General features: G+C 60.1%; 15 protein-coding genes and 1 tRNA gene. 8 read left to right on the top strand and 8 right to left on the bottom strand.

Going from position 1 to position 19,879, the window contains the following annotated elements; translation table 11 throughout:
* Positions 1 to 170: 170 nt before the first annotated feature.
* The 4 genes from AB6B39_RS06035 to AB6B39_RS06020 all read left to right on the top strand — a co-directional run bounded on the left by AB6B39_RS06035 (position 171) and on the right by AB6B39_RS06020 (position 4,154).
* Positions 171 to 1,418 (top strand): thiamine pyrophosphate-dependent enzyme, encoded by a 1,248-nt coding sequence (locus tag AB6B39_RS06035; RefSeq protein ID WP_284369684.1) that lies wholly within the window; start codon positions 171 to 173, stop codon positions 1,416 to 1,418.
* Positions 1,418 to 2,434, top strand: a complete 1,017-nt coding sequence (locus AB6B39_RS06030) for an alpha-ketoacid dehydrogenase subunit beta (protein ID WP_284369687.1) — start codon at positions 1,418 to 1,420, stop codon at positions 2,432 to 2,434. The genes AB6B39_RS06035 and AB6B39_RS06030 overlap by 1 nt, the downstream gene beginning before the upstream one ends.
* Before the next feature lies 1 nt (position 2,435).
* A complete protein-coding gene (locus AB6B39_RS06025) occupies positions 2,436 to 3,977 on the top strand; it encodes a 2-oxo acid dehydrogenase subunit E2 (protein ID WP_284369689.1) in 1,542 nt (513 codons plus the stop codon).
* Positions 3,978 to 4,077: 100 nt separating this feature from the next.
* Positions 4,078 to 4,154, top strand: a tRNA-Met gene (locus AB6B39_RS06020).
* 60 nt (positions 4,155 to 4,214) lie between these two features.
* On the opposite strand, the gene AB6B39_RS06015 is transcribed toward AB6B39_RS06020, so the two are convergent.
* The 4 genes from AB6B39_RS06015 to AB6B39_RS06000 all read right to left on the bottom strand — a co-directional run bounded on the left by AB6B39_RS06015 (position 4,215) and on the right by AB6B39_RS06000 (position 11,013).
* Complete coding sequence (locus tag AB6B39_RS06015; RefSeq protein ID WP_284369691.1) at positions 4,215 to 7,358, bottom strand: efflux RND transporter permease subunit; 3,144 nt, start codon at positions 7,356 to 7,358, stop codon at positions 4,215 to 4,217.
* Between the two features lie 3 nt (positions 7,359 to 7,361).
* Positions 7,362 to 8,639 (bottom strand): efflux RND transporter periplasmic adaptor subunit, encoded by a 1,278-nt coding sequence (locus AB6B39_RS06010; RefSeq protein WP_284369693.1) that lies wholly within the window; start codon positions 8,637 to 8,639, stop codon positions 7,362 to 7,364.
* A 118-nt stretch (positions 8,640 to 8,757) separates the two neighbouring features.
* Entirely contained in the window at positions 8,758 to 10,086 is a 1,329-nt protein-coding gene (locus AB6B39_RS06005; protein ID WP_284369694.1) for an acyl-CoA thioester hydrolase/BAAT C-terminal domain-containing protein, read from the bottom strand.
* A 78-nt stretch (positions 10,087 to 10,164) separates the two neighbouring features.
* A complete protein-coding gene (locus tag AB6B39_RS06000) occupies positions 10,165 to 11,013 on the bottom strand; it encodes a LytR/AlgR family response regulator transcription factor (RefSeq protein WP_284369695.1) in 849 nt (282 codons plus the stop codon).
* Positions 11,014 to 11,230: 217 nt separating this feature from the next.
* Here AB6B39_RS06000 and AB6B39_RS05995 point away from each other — a divergent pair, with 217 nt between their 5' ends.
* Positions 11,231 to 12,148 (top strand): Hsp33 family molecular chaperone HslO, encoded by a 918-nt coding sequence (locus AB6B39_RS05995; protein ID WP_284369696.1) that lies wholly within the window; start codon positions 11,231 to 11,233, stop codon positions 12,146 to 12,148.
* Between the two features lie 2 nt (positions 12,149 to 12,150).
* Here AB6B39_RS05995 and AB6B39_RS05990 read toward each other — a convergent pair whose 3' ends face one another.
* The gene (locus AB6B39_RS05990) at positions 12,151 to 13,614 is read right to left on the bottom strand and encodes a TrkH family potassium uptake protein (RefSeq protein ID WP_284369697.1); all 1,464 of its coding nucleotides are present in this window, start codon (positions 13,612 to 13,614) and stop codon (positions 12,151 to 12,153) included.
* A gap of 164 nt (positions 13,615 to 13,778) precedes the next feature.
* Here AB6B39_RS05990 and AB6B39_RS05985 point away from each other — a divergent pair, with 164 nt between their 5' ends.
* Positions 13,779 to 16,202 carry a S9 family peptidase gene (locus tag AB6B39_RS05985; protein WP_284369698.1) on the top strand — a complete coding sequence of 808 codons (2,424 nt, stop codon included), beginning with the start codon at positions 13,779 to 13,781 and terminating at the stop codon, positions 16,200 to 16,202.
* 62 nt (positions 16,203 to 16,264) lie between these two features.
* Here AB6B39_RS05985 and AB6B39_RS05980 read toward each other — a convergent pair whose 3' ends face one another.
* Together AB6B39_RS05980 and AB6B39_RS05975 are read right to left on the bottom strand one after the other, a co-directional pair.
* Positions 16,265 to 16,570, bottom strand: a complete 306-nt coding sequence (locus AB6B39_RS05980) for a VOC family protein (protein WP_284369699.1) — start codon at positions 16,568 to 16,570, stop codon at positions 16,265 to 16,267.
* 143 nt (positions 16,571 to 16,713) lie between these two features.
* On the bottom strand, positions 16,714 to 17,409 hold the full coding sequence (locus tag AB6B39_RS05975) for a tetratricopeptide repeat protein (protein WP_284369700.1): 696 nt from the start codon (positions 17,407 to 17,409) through the stop codon (positions 16,714 to 16,716).
* Between the two features lie 70 nt (positions 17,410 to 17,479).
* Here AB6B39_RS05975 and AB6B39_RS05970 point away from each other — a divergent pair, with 70 nt between their 5' ends.
* A complete protein-coding gene (locus tag AB6B39_RS05970; RefSeq protein WP_284369701.1) occupies positions 17,480 to 18,322 on the top strand; it encodes a hypothetical protein in 843 nt (280 codons plus the stop codon).
* Here AB6B39_RS05970 and AB6B39_RS05965 read toward each other — a convergent pair.
* Positions 18,264 to 19,109 carry a hypothetical protein gene (locus tag AB6B39_RS05965; RefSeq protein WP_284369703.1) on the bottom strand — a complete coding sequence of 282 codons (846 nt, stop codon included), beginning with the start codon at positions 19,107 to 19,109 and terminating at the stop codon, positions 18,264 to 18,266. The genes AB6B39_RS05970 and AB6B39_RS05965 overlap by 59 nt on opposite strands.
* Positions 19,110 to 19,280: 171 nt before the next feature.
* Between AB6B39_RS05965 and AB6B39_RS05960 the strand changes: the two genes are divergently transcribed.
* Positions 19,281 to 19,877, top strand: a complete 597-nt coding sequence (locus tag AB6B39_RS05960; protein WP_284369705.1) for a hypothetical protein — start codon at positions 19,281 to 19,283, stop codon at positions 19,875 to 19,877.
* The last annotated feature ends 2 nt before the right edge of the window (positions 19,878 to 19,879 follow it).

The following is a 19,879-nucleotide window of genomic DNA, read 5'->3' as shown; positions in this document are numbered from 1 at the left end:
TTGCACACGGCTAACTTTTCCATCCCTCTAGCGCATTCCGGCATAATTTGCCAAGGATCAAGCGATTGCCGCCAAGCCATTCATGCGGTTCAGACGTATAGAAGCAGCGATTGGGCGTCCGGAACGCCTTCCCCCACATCCGGGTTTCATTGACACAGGGCTTATCCGCTATGGCAACACCGAAATCCAATCAGTCCCGCATGTATGTGCCCGAACCCCCGTTCCGGCCCGGCGACACGCCGGATTACAGCCATATCAGCGTTCCGACCGACCACACGCCGCACCGTCCGGATCCGATGTGCGACGATCACGAGACGGTCGAACATGCGCTCAAGCTGATCCGGGTCATGCGTTTCAACGGTGAAACGGCCGGCGAATGGGTGCCCGGGCTGACACCTGACGTGAAGCGCAAGATGCTGAAGGACATGATGCTGACCCGCGCCATGGATGACCGCATGTTTGCGATGCAGCGCCAAGGCAAGATGAGCTTCTACATGAAGTCTCGCGGGGAAGAGGCCGTCTCCGTGGGTCACGCCTATGCGCTGAGCGATCAGGACATGGTCTTCCCCACCTATCGTCAGCAAGGCATTCTGATCGCGCGCGGGGCGTCCATGCTGGAGATGATGAACCAGTGCCTGTCCAATTCAGGCGACCCGCTGCAAGGCAAGAACATCCCGGTGCTCTACAGCTTCCGCAAGCACGGCTTCTTCTCCATTTCCGGCAATCTCGGCACACAACTGATTCAGGCGGTCGGCTGGGGCATGGCCGAAGCCTATAAGAATGAAGACGGTATCGCGTCGGCGTTTACAGGCGAAGGCGCAACGGCAGAAGGCGACTTCCATTATGCGCTGAATTTTGCGTCGACCTACCGCGCCCCCTGCATTATCAATGTGGTGAACAATCAATGGGCCATTTCCAGCTTTCAGGGCATCGCCATGGGCGACGGGGAAAGCTTTGCCGCCCGCGGAACGGGCTATGGCCTCGCAACCTTGCGCGTCGACGGTAACGACATTCTCGCCGTCTATGCGGCCACCCAATGGGCGGCAGAACGCGCCCGCCAAGGCGGCGGCGCGACCGTCATCGAGCATTTCACCTACCGTGCCGAAGGCCATTCAACGTCTGACGACCCCAGCAAATACCGGCCCGCTAATGAGAGCGAAGTCTGGCCCTTCGGCGATCCGGTCGAGCGGTTGAAAACCCATCTGGTCAAGATCGGCGAATGGGACGATGAGCAGCATGAGGCCTTTGCGAAGGAGGCCAAGCTGTTTGTGCGCGAAACCTACAAGCAGGCTGAAGCCCTCGGCACGGTCGAACACGGTCCGCAACTCGACGATTTCACCATGTTCGAACAGGTCTATGCCGATCCTCCCGAGCTGTTGCTTGAACAAAAAGAGATGTTCCGGAAGGAGCTGGGCTAATGCCGCACATGTCCATGATCGAAGCCATTCGCGATGCGATGGATGTCAAGATGAGCCAAGATGCGAGCGTCCTGACCTTCGGCGAAGATGTCGGTTATTTCGGCGGTGTCTTCCGGTGCACGGCGGGCCTGCAGGAAAAACATGGCCTGCACCGTTGCTTCGATACACCAATCAGCGAAGGCGGCATTGTCGGCATCGCCATCGGCATGGCGGCCAATGGCCTGCGCCCTGTCGCGGAAATCCAGTTCGCGGACTATATCTATCCCGGCTATGACCAGATTGCATCCGAAGCGGCGCGCCTGCGATACAGATCCAATGGCGATTTCATCTGCCCGCTGACCATCCGGACACCGGTCGGCGGCGGTATTTTCGGCGGACCGACCCACAGCCAATCCCCGGAAGCCCTGTTTACTCATATTGCGGGTCTGAAGACGGTCATCCCGTCCAATCCCTATGACGCCAAGGGGCTGTTGATTGCGGCGATCGAATCCGATGATCCGGTTCTCTTCCTCGAACCCAAACGACTCTATAACGGCCCGTTCGATGGCGACCACGAAAGCCCGTCCGTATCTTGGAAAGGCCATGCACTCGGCGATGTTCCGAGTGGCCATTATACGGTCGAGCTGGGCAAGGCCCGTCACGTCAGCGAAGGTCCGGACGTCACGATCATCGCTTATGGCACCATGGTCTGGGTCGCCGAAGCCGTCGCGGCCAATCTCGGCATCAAGGCCGACATTCTCGACCTGCGATCCCTCGTTCCGCTCGATCTCGACGCCATCGAAACCAGTGTGAAGAAAACCGGACGCTGCGTCATCCTGCACGAAGCAACGCGAACGTCCGGCTTCGGCGCCGAACTGATGTCGCAAGTGCAGGAACGCTGCTTCTACCATCTGGAAGCGCCGATCCGCCGGGTCACCGGATGGGACACGCCCTATCCACACGCGCAAGAATGGGCCTATTTCCCGGGACAGAAACGCGTTACGGCGGCTGTCCGTGAGGTGCTAGAGGCCGCTTAGGATGGGAACTTACAGGTTCAAACTGCCGGACATCGGCGAAGGCGTCGTCGAAGCCGAAATTACCGCTTGGCATGTCGCGCCGGGTGAAACGGTCGAGGAAGATCAGCCGCTGGCCGATGCGATGACGGATAAGGCCACGATCGAGCTGACCAGCCCTGTCGACGGCGTTGTGCGCACGGTGGCCTGCGAAGAAGGCGAAATGGTCGCCGTTGGGGCTGATCTGGTTGTCTTCGACACGGATGGCGAGGAAGCGGAAGCCCACCCAGCAGCGAGCGCGGACAGCCCGTCCCCCGAACCTGCAGTCAAGGCCGCGTCCGGGGGTCAGGGCACCTATGACTTCAAACTGCCCGATATTGGCGAAGGCGTCGTCGAAGCCGAGATCACGGCTTGGCACGTCGCGGTCGGCGACAGTGTCGAGGAAGATGATCCGCTCGCCGACGCGATGACGGACAAGGCCACGATCGAGCTGACCAGCCCTGTCAGCGGCACAGTGACCATGGTCGCAGGCGATGAAGGCGATACGATCTCTGTCGGTGCGACGCTGGTAAGTTTTGCCGTCGAAGGGATCGGAAACACGGAGCCCGAACCAGAAAAACCATCCCCGGCACCTGTTGCCGGGACCTCTCGCGATGTTACCGACAAGCCGACCAAGGCCCCGGCAATAAAAGCCGAGGACAGACCTATTGTTAACCGTCCCCTCGCTGCTCCTGCCGTTCGCAAACGCGCCCGCGACGCTGGGCTCGATCTGTCCCAGGCCAGAGCCACAGGCTCGCAGGGTCAGGTGACGCATGCCGATCTCGATCTCCTTGAGACGGCACTGGAACCCGCACCCGGCGAAACCCGCATCAAGGTCATCGGGCTGCGCCGCAAAATCGCGCAGAGCATGGCGGAGTCCAAACGAACGATCGCCCACTTCACCTATGTCGACGAAATCGATGTGACCGACCTGGAAGCACTACGAAAACGCGCTAATGCGAAATTCGCGGACGCCATTTCAGCGGGCGAGCGTCCCAAACTGACGGTTTTGCCCTTCATTATTCGCGCTCTTGCGATGACGCTGAAAGACTGGCCGCAATTCAATGCACGCTATCATGACGATCTGGGTCATATTTCGCAATTCTCCGACATCAATCTCGGCATCGCGACCCAGACCGATATCGGGCTGGTCGTGCCCGTTATTCAGCAGGCCCAGACGCTGAGCATCTGGGACATGGCGCGCGAAATCGCCCGGCTCGCCAATGGCGCGCGGGACAACCAGCTCAAGCCGTCCGACTTTCAGGGGGCAACCACGACATTGACGTCGCTGGGCCCGCTCGGCGGCATTGTCACGACGCCGGTCGTCAACAAACCCGAAGTCGCGATTTTCGGCCCCAACAAGATCCGTCCCAAGCTGGAGCTGCGTGACGGCGCGGTGGTCGAACGGATGGTGATGAATTTCAGCGTATCCTGCGATCATCGCGTCATTGACGGCTATGATGCCGCGTCCATGATCCAGGAGCTGAAAGCGCGTCTTCAGGACCCGATCGAGATGTTTCTGGCCTGACATTCGGATAACTGCATCGGGCGTGTTCCAACTCACAAACAAGGCTTGCCCGCGAACGTCCGTCCCACTATATCGCGCGCCTGCTTGGATGCCTTGGAATGGTGAGGTAGCTCAGCTGGTTAGAGCGCAGGACTCATAATCCTGAGGTCGAGAGTTCAAGTCTCTCTCTCACTACCAGGTATCCGGGTTGTTATCGAACATGAAAAAACCCCGCCGCAATCTGCGACGGGGTTTTCTTTATTCCGCCGGAGCGAGCGTTCCGTCCGGTGCGGGCGGTTCCAACCTCTCGCTGAAACGTGGCTGTTCCTGTCCCTTGATGAGATAGACGAAATAGCGGCGAATATCAGCGCCGATCCCGTACAGGGCCGGGACGAAGAACAGCGTTACGAACAGGGCGAAGAAGACACCGAACGCCAGACTGATTCCGATCGGGATCAACCATTGCGCCTGCAGGGACTTCTCGGTCAGCAGCGGAAGCAGGCCGACAAAGGTCGTCAGCGAAGTCAGCAGGATCGGCCGGAACCGCCGCGTGCCAGCCTCGACCAGCGCCTGTGCGCCGTCCATGCCCTTGTCCCTGAGCTTATGGACATAATCGAGCAGGACGAGATTGTCGTTCACAGCCACGCCAGCTGCGGCGAACATGCCAAGGAGTGAGAGAAGCGACATCTCGAAGCCCATCACCACATGGCCGATAATCATGCCGCAATAGCAGAATGGTATCGCCGCCAACAGGATCAGGATCGGTTCCGAATAGGACCGGAACGAGACCGCGACCAGGAAGTAGGCAATGCCGATGGCGATCAGGAACAGGATTCGCAGTTCCGCCATCATTTCCGCCTCACCTTGGCTTCGACCGATATTGCCGCGCGTCACATCGGGATGGCGCGCATCAAATCCTTCGAAAAAGTCTTCATTGAGTGCGGTACGGATTTCCTGTGCGCGCGTGTCTTCGACTTCGGCGGAGATGATGATCGCGCGCTGGCGTTCACGCCGCAGAATGCGGTTCGTGCCGGGTTCGAAGCGCAGGCGAGCAACCGATTCCAGCGGCAATTCGCGCCCGTCAGCCGTCCGAATGCGGATGCCGTTCAGGAAATCGAGCGATTCCCGGTCAGCACGCGGATAGCGGACATAGACCCTCACATCCTCGCCGTCACGTGGCAGGCGTTGCACTTCATCACCGAAGAAACCCTGACGGACCTGACGCGACACATCGGCCGCCGTGACCCCCAGCGCTTCCGCGCCTGGCAGCAAGTCGAACTGAACTTCCTCGGTCGCGCTTTCCATGTCGTTGACGACATTGAATACGCCTTCATAGGATCGCAGCTGCCCCATCAAATCGTCTGCGGCTGCATTCAGATCGTCGAACGATTTCGCATTGAGAACATACTGGATGGAAGGACCATTATTATTGCTGCCATAGTTGACCGAGATGTTTTCCGCATCCGGCACATCGCCCAGCAATTCGCGCAAGCGATCCGCAGCAGCGGAGATTTCCAGCGCACGGTCTTCCGGTGGCACCAGCTTGACGAGGGCCAGAATATTATTGTCGCGGGCCCGCGTATACCAGTTCTCGATCAGTTCTCCGTCCGTCTCGGCGATTTCCTTTTCCAGCGCCTTTTCTGCGGCTTGCAATTGCGCCAGCACTTCGAGCGTGCGGGCATAAGGCGTACCTTCGGGCAGCTGGACGGTCACGTCGATCTGATCGGACTCGCCATTCGGGAAAAAGCTGGATTTGACCAGACCGTTGGCGACCAGACCGATGCACAGGATCATGGCCCCCAGGAAGATCGACGCCGTCAGATAACGCCGGCGCAGCGCGCCCGTCATGACTGGACGGTAGACCCGCTCCGCAACCCAGGTCAGACTGTCGGAAATCTTCTTCTGAAAACGCGTGAACCGGTTTTGCGGATCGACAGGTTTAAGGTGCGACAGGTGGGCGGGCAGGATCAGCAAGCTCTCGATCAGGGAGAACAGCAGCGCCAGAATCACCACGATGGAAATAGCCCGGGTGAAGTGACGTGCATCGCCCGTCAGCCACATCCAGGGGGCAAAGAAGATCATCGTCGTCAGCACGGCAAAGATGACGGGTTTGACCACCATCATCGTTCCGTTCACCGCCGCATCCAGATCGGTTTCACCAGTTTCCGTCTTGTGATGGATCGCCTCGCCGACAATGATCGCATCGTCCACGATGACGCCAATAACCAGCAGGAAGGCGAAGGTCGAAATCATGTTCAGCGACACGTCGAACAGCGGAAGCAGCGCCAAGCCTCCAAGGAAGGCCGTCGCGATCCCAGCTGAAACCCAGAGCGCGATCTTGGGCCGCAGGAACAGCATCAGCGTGGCAAAGACCAGCAGCAAGCCGAGGAAGAAATTGGAAGAGATAGAATTGATCCGACCTGCATAATCGTCGGCGGCGTCGCTCCATTTGGTAATCGAGATACCAGGAGGCAGCTCGTCCGCGACAGTCTCCAGATAGCGGTTCACATTCTCGCTCATTTTCAGAATGTCCATATCCGGGCCGTTCTGGATCTGCACCAGGATCGTCCGTCGGCCATTGACCGTGGCGAGCAGGTTCACTTCGACAAAGCCGTCAATGACGGTTGCGACATCGCGCACCCGGATCGTGGCCCCACCCGGTTCCTGCCGCACGATGATGTTTTCGAATTCGGCCTGGCTATCGGCCTGATTGCGCGTGCGGAGTTGCACTGCGCCGACACCGGTCCGGACCTGTCCCGAAGAACTATTGACCGATGTTCCGCGCACCGCGCTTGCGACGTCGCTGAATGTCAGACCGTATCGGCGCAAGGCCGTCTCTGACACTTCGATCGAGACTTCCTCGCCGCGCACACCGAACAGCTCAACGCTCGGCACAGCGCCCAGCAGCGCCACCTCGCGGCGTGTCTTCTCGGCAAAGCGCTTGAGGTCGCGCTCGGACACGCTGTCATCGCCGGACACGGCCAGTCGGATCATTTCGTTCTGATTGCGCCAGACATTGACATTGGGTTGTTCAGCCGCCGGCGGGAAATTGGAGATCGAGTCCACGGCCCGTTTGACATCGGCCAGCAGTTCGGCCTCATCTGCGCCCTGCTTGCCTTCGACCGTGACGGACCCGCCGCCTTCACCGGCGAACGCCCACATGCGGTTGACCCCATCGACCTGGCTCATGGCTTCTTCCAGCCGAACAACGATCTGTTCCTCCACATCCTGCGGGGATGCACCAGGCCAGGTCACCTGCGCCCAAGCGCCCGGGAATTCGACATAGGGCTCGAGCTCGCGCTCGATCGACAGAAAGCTGACCAGTCCGCCAATGATGCAGATGATCATGAGGAGGTTGGCAGCGACCTTATTGGACGCCCACCAGCGAATGATGCCTTCCATGATCTACGCTCCCTCTTTTTCGGACGAGGTCGAGACCATGTCGGAGGCCAGCGTCTCGACGACTTCGATCGGCATACCCTCAGCCGCACCGCGAATGGGCGATGTCACGACGGCCATACCCGGCGTAATGCCACTGCCCAGCACGACGCGGTTCCGGTCCGATGACAGGACTTCGACCGTGTGGATGGACAATGTCCCATCGGTCTTGGCGACATAGACCTTGTCCTGACCACGCAATGCGTTGCGCGGAATGACGACAACATTGTTGAGGGTCCGCCCAGCAAGCTTGGCCTGAACAAACAATCCGGGGGCCAGCGGCGCCTTGGCCGAAGCGCCCTCAAACGCGCCGCGAACTTCCGCATAGGCATGCAGAACCCGTGACTGCGTGTCGAATTCGCTGTCCGTCCGCGCAATGACACCAGACCATTCCACGGGCTGCCCGGCGACATCACTCGTCAGGATCACCGGAATTTCCGTATCGCCGCCTGACTCGTAACCCAGATAGAGGCCCGTCTGACGCAATTCATTATGGGTCAGTGGCAGACGGACATCCATAATGTCCGTCGCATAGACCTGCCCAAGCTGGCTGTTCATGCCGACAAATTCGCCCGCATCGACCAATCGTTCCGTGACTCGTCCATCGAAGGGTGCACGGATTTCCGTCCGGGCGAGCTGCAGCTCTGCCTCAGCCAGTCGTGCCTTTGCGGCCTCGAGGCTGGCTGCGGCTTCGGCCATTTGCGGTTCGCGCAGGGTCAGCGGTGTCGGCGTGCCGCCCCGTCCGAGGTCTTCCCAGTCCATCCGGGCCAGTTCGGCTTCGGACTGCTCGCGCGCCAGAACGGTTTCGGCCTGCGAAACACTGGCGCGGTTCTGCGTAACGCGAAGCCTATATTCCGCCGGATCGATCCGGGCGAGCAGTTCGCCGCGGCTGAAACGCCCGCCTTCGATGAAATTGGGCGACATATAGGTAATGCGCCCCCCGACCTGCGTCACAAGACGGATTTTCGTCCGGGCCTGCACTTCGCCCTGTGTGGTGATGCTCAGCGTGACCGAATCCGATTTCGCCGAAGCCGTCAGCACTGGAAGGGCCTTAATCGGGTCTTCCGTCTCTTCGGGTTCAGGCGACAAGGCGCTCATCGCGACCGTTCCGCCAATCGCCCCGACAATCACGACGATCGGCAGAATGAAGGTTAAAGTCCGAAGAATCCAAAGTTTTTTCCGCCGGGGCGGGCGGGTCGTCCCGAGGGTATGGGTTTGCGATTCGGGGGTTCCGATCTGATTCATGACTCTCTTCCTTTCGCGGCTGGCACACCGGTCATTGAAGACTGCCTATCATGTCACATATTGTTTTTCAATAAACGTTTATCGGAAAACGGGAGTAATTTGATGGAATCGCGTGTTTCTATTCGCGGCAATCGGGTCGTTCGGATTGCTGCTTGTGAAACCTTATCAGCGCCGGGAAGTTTTCCAGCCGCGCCGCAAGATTGGCTACACTCGTTCGCACCAGCGGCGTTCCTCCCACGCCATGCCCGGCATCCTTATACACATACATGTCGGTTTGGAGCCCCGCCGCATCCCGGAAAGCCTTGATGCGCCGTGACATCGCGCCCGACGCCCATGTTGTGTCCACATCTCCGCCGATCAGCAGAACCGGCTCGTCAATTGTTTCGACCCGGATACGCGCTGGCTCGACCCGATCGGGATTGGCGGTCCGGCCATTTTCATGGGCTTCGGTCATGGTGTAGGGATCGGATCGATCCAGGGCCCGGCTCATATCCTGATAGGGAACGAAGGGCAGCGGTTCACCGCGCCAGGAGAAGCTCGAAACCGTCTCGCCTGCACCCCAACCTTCCCAGACGACGTCGCTGGGTACATCGGCGACGATTCCACAAAAGCCGCCGCCCGGACTGTCATCGGCGATCAGACTGCCCGCCAGCAGCACGAATTCCGCGCCTTTTGATCCGCCGTGGAGCGTAATCCTGTCGGGATCGACATCGGGTCGCTGGCGTAGCTGCGTGACCGCCTCTTCCAGATAGTCCACCGCGATATTCGCGAAGGCCCGTGGCAGACCCGGAAACTGCTGTTCCTGCCCACCCCACGCCGGGGAATAGTAAGGCAAGCCGAGAACCGTAAACCCTTCGGCCGCCAGAGTGGGCGCCGTATAACGCGATCCGCTATCGCCGCCTTCCGAGCCGCCGAGAATGACGATGGTCGGACGCGGCCCTTCGTGATTAACCGACGTTAACACATAAGCGCCGGGGAAGTCGTCGCCCAAGGCCGTTTCGACAAGGGCGTCCCGGTCTGGCCCGATCTCTACGACACGCTGCAGGACGGGCCCTCCATCAGCATCAACGAGGCGGAAGCGCAACTGGTAAGGGTCTAGATCATTCAATGTCTGATCCGACAGATAGTCCATGCGCTGTATCGGCGTGTAGGCGCTGGCGTCCGTCAACCCGTCCGGCACGGAGACGGAGGTGTCGATCCGTCCTTTGGCGTCCGCGACATAGCGCAGTGATGAGCGTTCGGTCGCCTGATCGTTCCAGCCGGAGCGTCGCTCCGTTTTCAGCGTATAGGCCTGCCCGGGCTCCAGACCGGTCATGACCAGAACAGGCGCATCCGCCCAGGTGAGACGATCGGCAACGGTCATGGCCGGTTCCGATGGTGTCAGGGTCTGACAGGATGCAGTGGTGATGAGAGCGGTCGCAAGAAGCAGTGTTCGATAAAATGTCATGAGGCCAGTTACCCTGTCCGAGCCCGTGTTCGCGCGAAAATCCGTGAAGCGACAGACCATCCGGTGAATCGACAACCGCTAGAGCGCGCGACCCTTGAGCCGCGCCGCGCCGGCACGACTGGTCGTGACCGAGTGGCCGCGCGGCATGTGCAACGTCAGACGCCCATTCCCACCGCTTTCGACTGACAGGATCGCGTCGGTCGCCACGATGTGGGAGCGGTGAACCCGCAGAAAGCCGACCGATGGCAGCTCGGTTTCGAACTGCGACAAGGACGTACCCGACAGGAAGGTCCCGTCTGCCGTCAGGACTTCAGTATAGTCGCCCGCCCCAGACAGCATCATGATGTCGCTGATCAGAACGGGTTTCAGTGCTTTCCCGTCCTTGACGAATATCTGACGTTTGTCCGCAACAGGCTCTGCGGACCCGGATGCCTCGGCCTGCTCGATCCGCTCCAGTTTCAGCTCCAGCGCGTCGAGACGCGTCCGAAAGGTCACGGCATAGGCGAACAGCGCAATCACGGCATAGATGGTAACACCTTGAAAAAGCTGCCACGTCAGGGCGACGCCGTTCAGGGCTCGCCCCACAATCCCGTCCGCTGGCAAGCCGTCCTGCAAGCCATAGCCCGTCTGAATGCCGATATACCAGAATAGCGCAAAGCCGAGCGCAAGAACGAGGTGACCCACGATCTGGCGCGTCATCATTGCATCGATCAGGTGACGCTCGACCAGACGCGCGACAGGCCAGGACAGGAGCGCCGCAGGCACCGTATTGATGGCCGCCCGCTGAAACGCATCCAGAAATTCGCTCGAACTGAAGAACCAGAAGATGAGCGTATAGGTCACGAGCAACAAGGCCCATCCCGTCAGGGCAAGTTTGCGGGCCGTGCGGTTCAGGGAAGAGTCGGCATGATCATTACGAGTCGGCACACTCCTGCTTTCCTAAACCCGGGCGAGGTCGTCCAGTGTCAAAGTCCAATTCCTGCCGCGACATAATGAAAATCCCGATCCTGCGGACTGTAGGACATGGAGCGCGCGCATGCGGGTCGCGGGCCGTGCAGAGGATAGTCCTTGAGCGAAGCGCCCGTCCCCTGCCTGGCTTACGCGACGGGGTTGAATTCCCTCTTCCCGCCCCTACATCCGCGCTATGCAAGACAATCAGAATAATGAACTCACCGTTTTTACGGTCGGTGGGCCCGATGACGCGCTCGCCCCAGTCAGAGGGCGGGCCGTGAGGCTGCCCAACGCATTGCAGACCGCATTGGCGGACCGCTATCCCGATGCGGTCGCGCGCCTGCTCGGCGAAGCGATGATCGTTGGCGCGCTTGTTGCGCGTTCGCTCAAATTCGACGGACGGCTCGTCGTGCAATGTCACGGTACGAATGAGGGTGCGGTCAGCCTGCTAATGGCGGACTGTACGACTGATGGCCATATTCGCGGCTATGCCCGCTATGATGCAGAGAGCTTGAAATCGATCCTGCTGGACAATCGCGACCCCGGTGCCGACGCGCTGCTGGGCGGCGGGACCTTTTCGATGACGATCGATCAGGGTCCGGACACGGATCTCTATCAGGGTCTGGCATCGGTTGAAGGTAAGCGCCTGTCGGACTGCGCCGAGCATTTCTTCACGCAAAGCGATCAGATTCCGACCCAAATGCGTTTGGCCGTGGGACAGGATGTCGGGCCGGACGGACCCGTCTGGACCGGTGGCGGCATGATGATCCAGCGGGTCGCGGAGGATAAAGCCCGCGGCGAAACGGACGATGTCTACGCAACCGCAAAAGCGCTGATGAGCACGGTCGAGGATGCCGAGCTGATCGATCCAGAACTTCCCGTGGAGCGGCTGCTCTATCGGCTGTTTAATGAAGACGGCGTGCGCCTGCTCGACACCCAGCCAATCCATGCGGATTGCCGCTGTTCGCGCGAGCGGCTGGCCAATACGCTGCGAAGTTTCGATGCCAAGGCCAAAGCCGAGATGGCGGATGCGGACGGAAAGATCAGAGCCAGCTGCGAGTTCTGCAACGTCGAATATGTTTTCGACACGGAAGACGCTCAGCCGATCTGAGTCTAGGCCCGCCAGAAACTTGGCGTCAGTACGACCAGCGCTGTGACGATTTCCAGTCGCCCGACGATCATGCCGGTCATCAGCAGCCATTTCGCCATGTTCGGAAGGCTCTGATAGGTTCCGCTCGGCCCGATAATGTCGCCCAGACCGGGTCCGACATTGGCAACTGCACTGCCCGCTCCGGACCAAGCCGTGACCGGGTCGAGCCCCAGCGCGCCGAGCAGGCTCGCAATCACGGCGACAGTCACGAAGAACAGAAAGAAATAGCCCAAGACCGAATAGACAATGGCGTCTGGCAAGGGCCGTCCGCCATACCGCATCGGCGCGATCGCATGGGGTCGCGGCATTCGGAACAGATAGGCGCGCAAAGCTTCCAGAGCGACCTGATAGCGGAAGATCTTGATCGAACAGGCAGTTGATCCCGCGCAGCCGCCAATGAACATGAAGAAAAAGAATGCACCAACCGCCAGCGGCCCCCACTGCATGTAGTCAGCCGTTGCATAGCCCGTCCCGGTGATGATCGAAATCGTGTTGAAAACGGACAGACGCAGCGACCGGAACAAGCCGAGCTCGCTATCCTGCGCGCCCGATGTAATCAGGGCGACCAGCACGAGCAGGCTCAGTGCGGCGATAGTGAACAGGAAAGCCCTAACCTGCGGATCGCGGAACGGCGCGCCGAACTGTCCGCGCCGGACCATCAGCATGTAGACGCCGAACGGCAGGGCGCCGAGGAGCATGAACAGGCTGCCGACCATATCGGCTCCGTCATCCATGAACCCGCCCATGGAGGCGTCCGATGTCGAATAGCCGCCTGTCGCAATCGTCGTCATGGCATGAGCCACCGCGTCGAAGCCGGTCATGCCCGTACCCATATAGGCCATGGTGCAAGCCAGGGTTAGCACCAGATAGATGAAAGCGATCGTGATCGCGATGCTTTGCGCGCGCGGGAGAATTTTTTCACCGACATCGGAGGATTCCAGGCGGAAGAGCTGCATCCCGCCCACACCCAGCATGGGCAGGATCGCCATGGCGGTCACGATGATGCCGATCCCGCCCATCCATTGCAGCATCGCCCGCCAGAGCAATATTCCTTTTGGCATATCGTCCAGACCGGTCAGGATCGTCGCCCCGGTCGTCGTAATACCCGAGGTTGCTTCGAACAGCGCATCCGTAAAGGACAGTCGCACCGGATCGAGCAGGAAAGGCAGAGCCGCCAGCACTGCCAGGACGATCCATGAAAAGACGGTCAGGACGAATGCACCGCGTGCGCGCAGATCCGGACGCGGCGTATAGGTAGCCGTGGCCAGTGTGCCGCCGACCAGCGTCACGATGACGCCGGAAATGGCAAAAGCCTGCCAGGACCGGTCATTGTAAAGCAGGTCCACGACCATGGGCACGAACATCAGCATGCCCATGGCAGCCGCCATCAGGCCAATGACGAAGAAAACGGGACGAAGGTCCGGCATGGGCCGTATATCGGGTGCGCCGCGCGGACTGGCAAGCGATGAAGCGCCGGAGTTGCGGATAAGCCTGAAACAACGCCTTGGCGCTCCGGCAGGAGTTGCGCCGCGTGCCAGCGCCGCGTAAGCCCGGTCATAATCGTCATCTTCGCGACATAAGGAGGCCGCCCATGGGCGCGCGCTATCTGTCCCACCTCTTCCTGGCCGCCAGCCTGAGCGGTCTTCTGGTTGCCTGCAATGATGCGCCGGACAGACCTCCCAGCGGCGATGTCGACATTGAAAGCAACGAAACCGTTCCCGCCCTTCAGAAAGCCGCCAGCGACGCTCTAACCCCGCGGGGGCAGCGTCGATCCTATCTGGTGACGGATCCCGGCCCCGGTAAACTGACGCCTGAACGGTTGCATGCGAGTCCGTCCATTGACGGCCTGTCCCTTTCGGATGCCAAGATCGCGCCCAGTGGCGAATTCGTCACGGTTCTGAAGGGGCGTGAAGATGATGCGCAGCAGCAGGACCTCTGGGCTTACGACATCGAAACCGGAGAGGGGCGCCTGCTGGTCAGTTCGACCGATCTCCTCGGCGAACCGGAAGTGCTGTCAGAAGAAGAAAAGAACCGTCGTGAACGTCAACGGCAATATGCCTCCGGTATTGTCGACTATAGCTGGGTTGGCGGTGATCTTCTGATGTTCCCGCTCGGTGGCGACATCTACCTCTATGATCTGGCCACCGAAGACGCCCGCCAGGTGACCGCCACAGCAGGCTTCGAAACCGATCCGAAAGTATCGAGTGATGGCAGCCTGATCGCCTATGTGCGCGATGACGAGCTTTACGTGAAAGACCTGGAAACCGGTCTTGAGCGCCAGCTGACCAATTCGGCCACGGAGACGATTCGCAATGCAACGGCGTCTTTCGTCGTTCAGGAAGAGCTGGACCGCGATACCGGCTACTGGATTTCGCCGGACGCAAACCGCATCGCCTACACGCAGATCGATGAAAGCCCGATCGCGATCGAGACGCGGGCCAATATCGGCCCTGACGGAATTACGACGCTCGATCAGCGCTACCCCTTCGCAGGAACGGATAATGCGACCGTGCGCCTGGGCGTCGTGCGCACTAGCGGGGGATCGACCCGCTGGATCGATCTCGGCGATGACGACGACATCTATCTGACGCGGGTTGCCTGGGCACCGGACAATTCAGCGCTCTATGCCGGCATTCTCAGCCGCGATAACCAGACCCACACCGTCTACCGCGTCAATCTATCGGATTACCGCGCCGAAGTCTTTTACGAAGAAACCAGCCCGACTTGGCTGAATATCCGGTCGGACTTTACCCCGCTCGAAGGCGGCTTTCGCATGATCAGTGAGCGCGACGGCATGCGTCGCTATTACGAAATCACCGAAGACGGCGCACAGCAGCTGACCCCGTCGGACATTCTGGTCGATACGATTCGCTGCTCTGCCACTGACGGAACCCTCTATGTGTCCGGCTGGCGGGACGATCCGCTCTCGACTCATCTGTTCAAGGTCGAAACGATGAACGTCCTGGCCCATGAGGACGGAGCGGGCGGAGACGCCAGTGAGGGGCAGACAGACACACGTCTAATCGCCACGCAGATCAGCGAAACGCCCGGTCAGCACGGCGCCGCCTTTGATGCGGATTGTTCGCGCTATCTGGGCAGCTACAGCAATGACAATACACCCCATCAGGTCCGCGCTTTCAACGCTGACGGTTCGCCGCTGGCCTGGCTGTCGGAGAATGCGCTGGACGATAGTCATCCCTATGCGCCCTATCTGGATGCGCACATCATTCCTGAATATGGCACACTGACGGCTGAAGACGGCTCCGAGCTGCATTACCAGCTCTACAAGCCGACCGATCTGAAATCGGGCGAACGCCGGGCCTCTGTCACGATCGTTTACGGCGGACCCGGTGTGCAGCGCGTCATGAACCGCTGGCAGCGTAAGCATCTGTCGCGCATGCTCGCTCATCACGGCTTTGTCGTCTTCGCCGTCGATGGACGGGGCAGCACGAACCGGGGCAAAGCGTTCGAGGACGTACTGCACCGCGCACTGGGCCGTGCCGAAGTCGTCGATCAGACACTCGGCGCCGAGTGGCTGAAGCAGCAGGATTTCATCGATCCCGACCGGATGGGTGTCTATGGCTGGTCATATGGCGGCTATATGGTGCTGATGATGCTCGCCCAGACGGACCTTTATGCATCCGGCGTCTCCGGCGCGCCTGTAACAGACTGGGCGCTTTACGACACCGCCTATACGGAGCGCTATCTCGGCGATCCGCGCCCCGATCACCCCAATCATACGGACGGGGCTTATGATGGCGGATCCGTCTTCACTTGGCTGGACGGCCTGACGGAGCCGGTTCTGGTCATTCACGGCATGGCCGACGACAATGTCGTCTTCCGCCATACGGTCAAGCTGATGGATGCGATGCAGAAGCGCGGGCGGCACAATCTGGACCTGATGACCTATCCCGGCGAAAAACACGGTTTCCGCGCCGATACGTCCCGGGTTCACCGTGACCGGCAGATCCTAGAATTCTTCCTGGAAACGCTGGATCTGCCTGACGCAGATTAAGCCGCCTGACACGCAACAGGCCTCAAGAATTGCCGAACGGCTGCGCCGTTCGGCGATCCACATCAACTATTCGGCGCGTACAGGGCGATCTTGTTGCCATCCAGATCGCGGAAGTAGGCGAGATAGAAGACATCGGCGCGCAGGCCGGGGGCGACTTCGTCCGTGCCGCCCAGTGCCAACGCCTTGGCGTGCATGGCATCAACCTTGTCCTTCGTTCCAGCCAGTAGCGCGATCATGGTACCATTCCCGACCGTCGCGGGATTGTCGTCAAAGGGCGTGCAAATCGCGAATGTCGGCTGTCCCGCACCTGTGCTGAAACTGGCGAATGTGTCTGATGTCCAGCCCGGCTTGGCGTCCAACGCTTCCAACAGTTGGGAATAGAAGGCCTAGGCCTTCTCCATATTGTTTGTTCCGACAGTGGTATAGGCGATCATGACGTGTGCTTTTGAAAGTGAGGAGACGCTTCTATTCCGTCCAGCCCCGCCCTGACAGACACACTTGTAAATGCAGCCTATTCGTCGCCGTCGGCAGCTGCGGCTTCTTCGATTCGGATTGCTTCGCGAATATGTCCGCGCAGGAGCGCCGTATCGACCGAAGTCGGATCCGCATTCAAAGAGGCCTCGATATCGTTCAAGGCCGCCTCATAGCGCTGCTGGCGAAAACGCGCATCGGCGCGGTAACGCAAGGCCTCGGCATGATAGGGGGCGTCCTTCAGCACGGTCGATAGATCGGTTTCGGCAAATTTATACTGGCCTGTAATCGTATAGGCACGGGCGCGGGCAACACGCAGATCGACGTGATCCGGGTCCAGCTTCAACCCCGCCGTCGCCGATTCATAGGCCTTGCGGGCATTGCCTGCAGCGAGCCAGAAATTGGCGGCTTCCGAGCGGAAATTGCGGCGCATGTCATCGGACCCGCCATCCGCCCCGCCTGCCAGCAGATCAAGCCGGTGCGCCGCCTCGTCTTCATGACCGAGCGCGAACAGCGCCATGGCTTCGCAATGGCGCGCACGACGACCGCCGCCCTGATCGCGCCAGATCATAGCGTCCTCGAGCGCATATTCCTGATCGATGGCAATCTGTTCCAGACAGGCCTTGTGGCGCTTGTCGAGCGCGACTGTCCTGTCACTGGCGGTGGCTGCGCCCGCAACTGCGGATAGAAAGCCTGTCAGCGCCATGACAAATATGTAGTAAGAACTGCGTGTCATCACGGCGCGCTATTATGTGAGAGGTCCCGTCGCGACAATGCATCCGCGCGTTACATTGCAGTTACCCTTGATGGCTCAGCCGCCTGTGATCGTGCAGGGAGCGACTGCACTCCTGATCGGTCACGGCTATGTCGCGCAAGCGCTTGGCCCGGTCCTGACGCAAGCCGGCGTCACTGTCCGCCATACCGTCCGGGACGGCGACGGGCTGGTTCATGGATCGCGCGCCATGCAACAGGCGTTTCAGGATGCGGACCTGATCCTTGTATCGGTTCCGCCCGGACGAGGCGGACCGGAACCGACGATCGCGGCCCTCGACCGGATGCCGACCAAGGCGCGCTGGATCGGCTATCTGTCGGCCACCAGCGTCTATGGCGACCGTCAGGGACAGTGGGCCTATGAAGGCGAAGCGCCCTCTCCCAGCCTCGCGCGCGGGCATCGCCGCGCCTATGCGGAACTGGCCTGGCTGGAACATTATCCGCAGACCCAGATTTTCAGATTGGCCGGTATTTACGGGCCCGGGCGGGCGCCGTTCAGCCGGATCAGGGCCGGAACCGCCCGGATTGTCGACGTGCCGGGGCATGTCGTGAACCGGATCCACGTCTTGGATATTGTGTCAGCGCTAATGGCATCGATCGTGCGGCCCAGCCCGCAGGACATTTATAATCTGGCCGATGGGCATCCGGCCCCGCCGGGAGAGGTACTGCGTTACGCAGCGAGCCTTATCGAAGCCGATGAACCGTCCGTCATCGGGCTTGACGATCCATCACTGTCGGAGATGGCGCGCAGCTTCTATGCAGAAGCGAAGCGGATCGACATCGGTCGGGCGCAAGCGCGACTGGGGTGGACGCCGCAGTTTAGAACTTATGCGGAAGGTCTGAGGTCTGTCCTTGCGTCGGAACGTAAGACGATCTGAGGGCCGGACGATCGCTGCCGCCAGCCAGAACTGGACCGGATTTGACGAGAGCCGGGGCCGTGATGGACGCATCGGCCAATGTTGACGTCGTGTCGTAGCTGCCCCGCTCCGTTTCCAGCACATAGTCCAGACCCCGCATGCAGACTTCGAAGGCAGGATTGATCGTGCCGCTCGCATCGTCAGTCAGCCAGTAGCCCTCCGCACGACGATCGCAATCCATCCAGTCGGACATGGACGAAGTGCCCTTCAAGCGCACAAAATGAACCAGGTCACCGCGCGAGGACGTCTCGACGGAGTAGCGGATCGGACCAGACCATTCGGCCTGGGTCATGGATGTCGTCTGTGTATGGTGGCTGACCGTCTGATAGGACGCCACCTGCGTATTGACTGTCTGCGTGCTGGCCGCCTTCATGCTGGCTGCTTGGGCCCCGCTGGTGCGGGTCATGGGCGAGAAAGCCGTGACCGGAGCCGTTTCTACCGTCGACACGGTTGTGACAAAGGGTTGCGCCTTTACCGTCGAGGAGCGGGTCATCTCCGCTTCGGCCACCATCACGGTCTCGTCCTCGATCGGCACGATCGGCTTTTCCGTTTCGAGGGCCGCGCCCGCAAACTGCGTGTCCGTCTTCGGCGAACTGCGCAGAACATAGCGCACGGGCGAGGACACCCACTTGGCAACAGTCTTGGTTCCGCTCCAGGCCGTGTCGGCCACCGACCCAATAAGGCTGCAACCCGTCAGCATCATACCTGCGGCGGCCACCATCAGAAGATGTCGTGTCAATTGGGCCATATCTGTCCCCTTTTCCCTGCGGCGTCGAAACGCGCTCAACGCTTTGGTCCAAGACATTCAAGTTTCATGCCATCCAGCCCGTCTGCCTCCATTTACACACGCTGATCAGTGCGCGTCGGGACACCCTCGCATGGCTTGACAGACGCGGCGGGATTACGCACCGGAGCGGCTATGGCGAAAAAGAAGACATCGGCAGATTCCAACTCTGTCAGCGACGCGACGCCTCAAGCGGCGTCCGCCCCGGATAACCCGCCTAAGACTTCACGTCTGCAGACGCTCTTTAATGTCGCCGAATCCTATGGCACGCGCAGTTTTGAAAACTATGCGCGCATTCGCAGTCTGGCGGAAACGGTTCGCGACGAATTTTGCGAATGGCTTTCCGAAGAGACGGATTGCGTGTTCCTGGTTCCGCCGGAAGGGCGATTTTCCGCAAAGAACTACCAGTCGGCGGCTTTTTCGGTGGCCGGGACCGGCTATCTTCCGCTCAAGCCGATCAGCTTCGGCTTGGCCGTTCGCGTGTCCAGCGACAAAGATTTCATGCGTCTGAAGCTGACCTGCCGCAAGGAAGGCGACAGCATGTTCGTCAGGCTGGAAAAAGGAACCGAGGTCCGCATTCCGCAACCGATGACCGATGGCGCGCTGACGCCCTTGCTCGAAACGATCTATGACCATCTGACCGATTTCTTTCAGGACCGGATCGATGATTACGATAATGGCCGTTATGGCGTGCAGGAAATCGGCTTCGATATTCAGCGCATGAACAGTTAGGC

This window comes from Algimonas porphyrae (assembly GCF_041429795.1).
GTDB lineage: Bacteria > Pseudomonadota > Alphaproteobacteria > Caulobacterales > Maricaulaceae > Litorimonas > Litorimonas porphyrae.
The sequence above is the reverse complement of the archived record's forward strand: the minus strand, read 5'-3'. Positions and strand labels throughout refer to the sequence as shown.

What these genes read in the sequence shown, in the direction of transcription:
- AB6B39_RS06035 (WP_284369684.1), top strand. Translation starts at nt 171, where the DNA reads ATGGCAACACCGAAATCCAATCAGTCCCGCATGTATGTGCCCGAACCC.
- AB6B39_RS06030 (WP_284369687.1), top strand. Translation starts at nt 1,418, where the DNA reads ATGCCGCACATGTCCATGATCGAAGCCATTCGCGATGCGATGGATGTC.
- AB6B39_RS06025 (WP_284369689.1), top strand. Translation starts at nt 2,436, where the DNA reads ATGGGAACTTACAGGTTCAAACTGCCGGACATCGGCGAAGGCGTCGTC.
- AB6B39_RS06015 (WP_284369691.1), bottom strand. Translation starts at nt 7,358, where the DNA reads ATGGAAGGCATCATTCGCTGGTGGGCGTCCAATAAGGTCGCTGCCAAC.
- AB6B39_RS06010 (WP_284369693.1), bottom strand. Translation starts at nt 8,639, where the DNA reads ATGAATCAGATCGGAACCCCCGAATCGCAAACCCATACCCTCGGGACG.
- AB6B39_RS06005 (WP_284369694.1), bottom strand. Translation starts at nt 10,086, where the DNA reads ATGACATTTTATCGAACACTGCTTCTTGCGACCGCTCTCATCACCACT.
- AB6B39_RS05995 (WP_284369696.1), top strand. Translation starts at nt 11,231, where the DNA reads ATGCAAGACAATCAGAATAATGAACTCACCGTTTTTACGGTCGGTGGG.
- AB6B39_RS05990 (WP_284369697.1), bottom strand. Translation starts at nt 13,614, where the DNA reads ATGCCGGACCTTCGTCCCGTTTTCTTCGTCATTGGCCTGATGGCGGCT.
- AB6B39_RS05985 (WP_284369698.1), top strand. Translation starts at nt 13,779, where the DNA reads ATGGGCGCGCGCTATCTGTCCCACCTCTTCCTGGCCGCCAGCCTGAGC.
- AB6B39_RS05975 (WP_284369700.1), bottom strand. Translation starts at nt 17,409, where the DNA reads ATGACACGCAGTTCTTACTACATATTTGTCATGGCGCTGACAGGCTTT.
- AB6B39_RS05970 (WP_284369701.1), top strand. Translation starts at nt 17,480, where the DNA reads ATGGCTCAGCCGCCTGTGATCGTGCAGGGAGCGACTGCACTCCTGATC.
- AB6B39_RS05965 (WP_284369703.1), bottom strand. Translation starts at nt 19,109, where the DNA reads ATGGCCCAATTGACACGACATCTTCTGATGGTGGCCGCCGCAGGTATG.
- AB6B39_RS05960 (WP_284369705.1), top strand. Translation starts at nt 19,281, where the DNA reads ATGGCGAAAAAGAAGACATCGGCAGATTCCAACTCTGTCAGCGACGCG.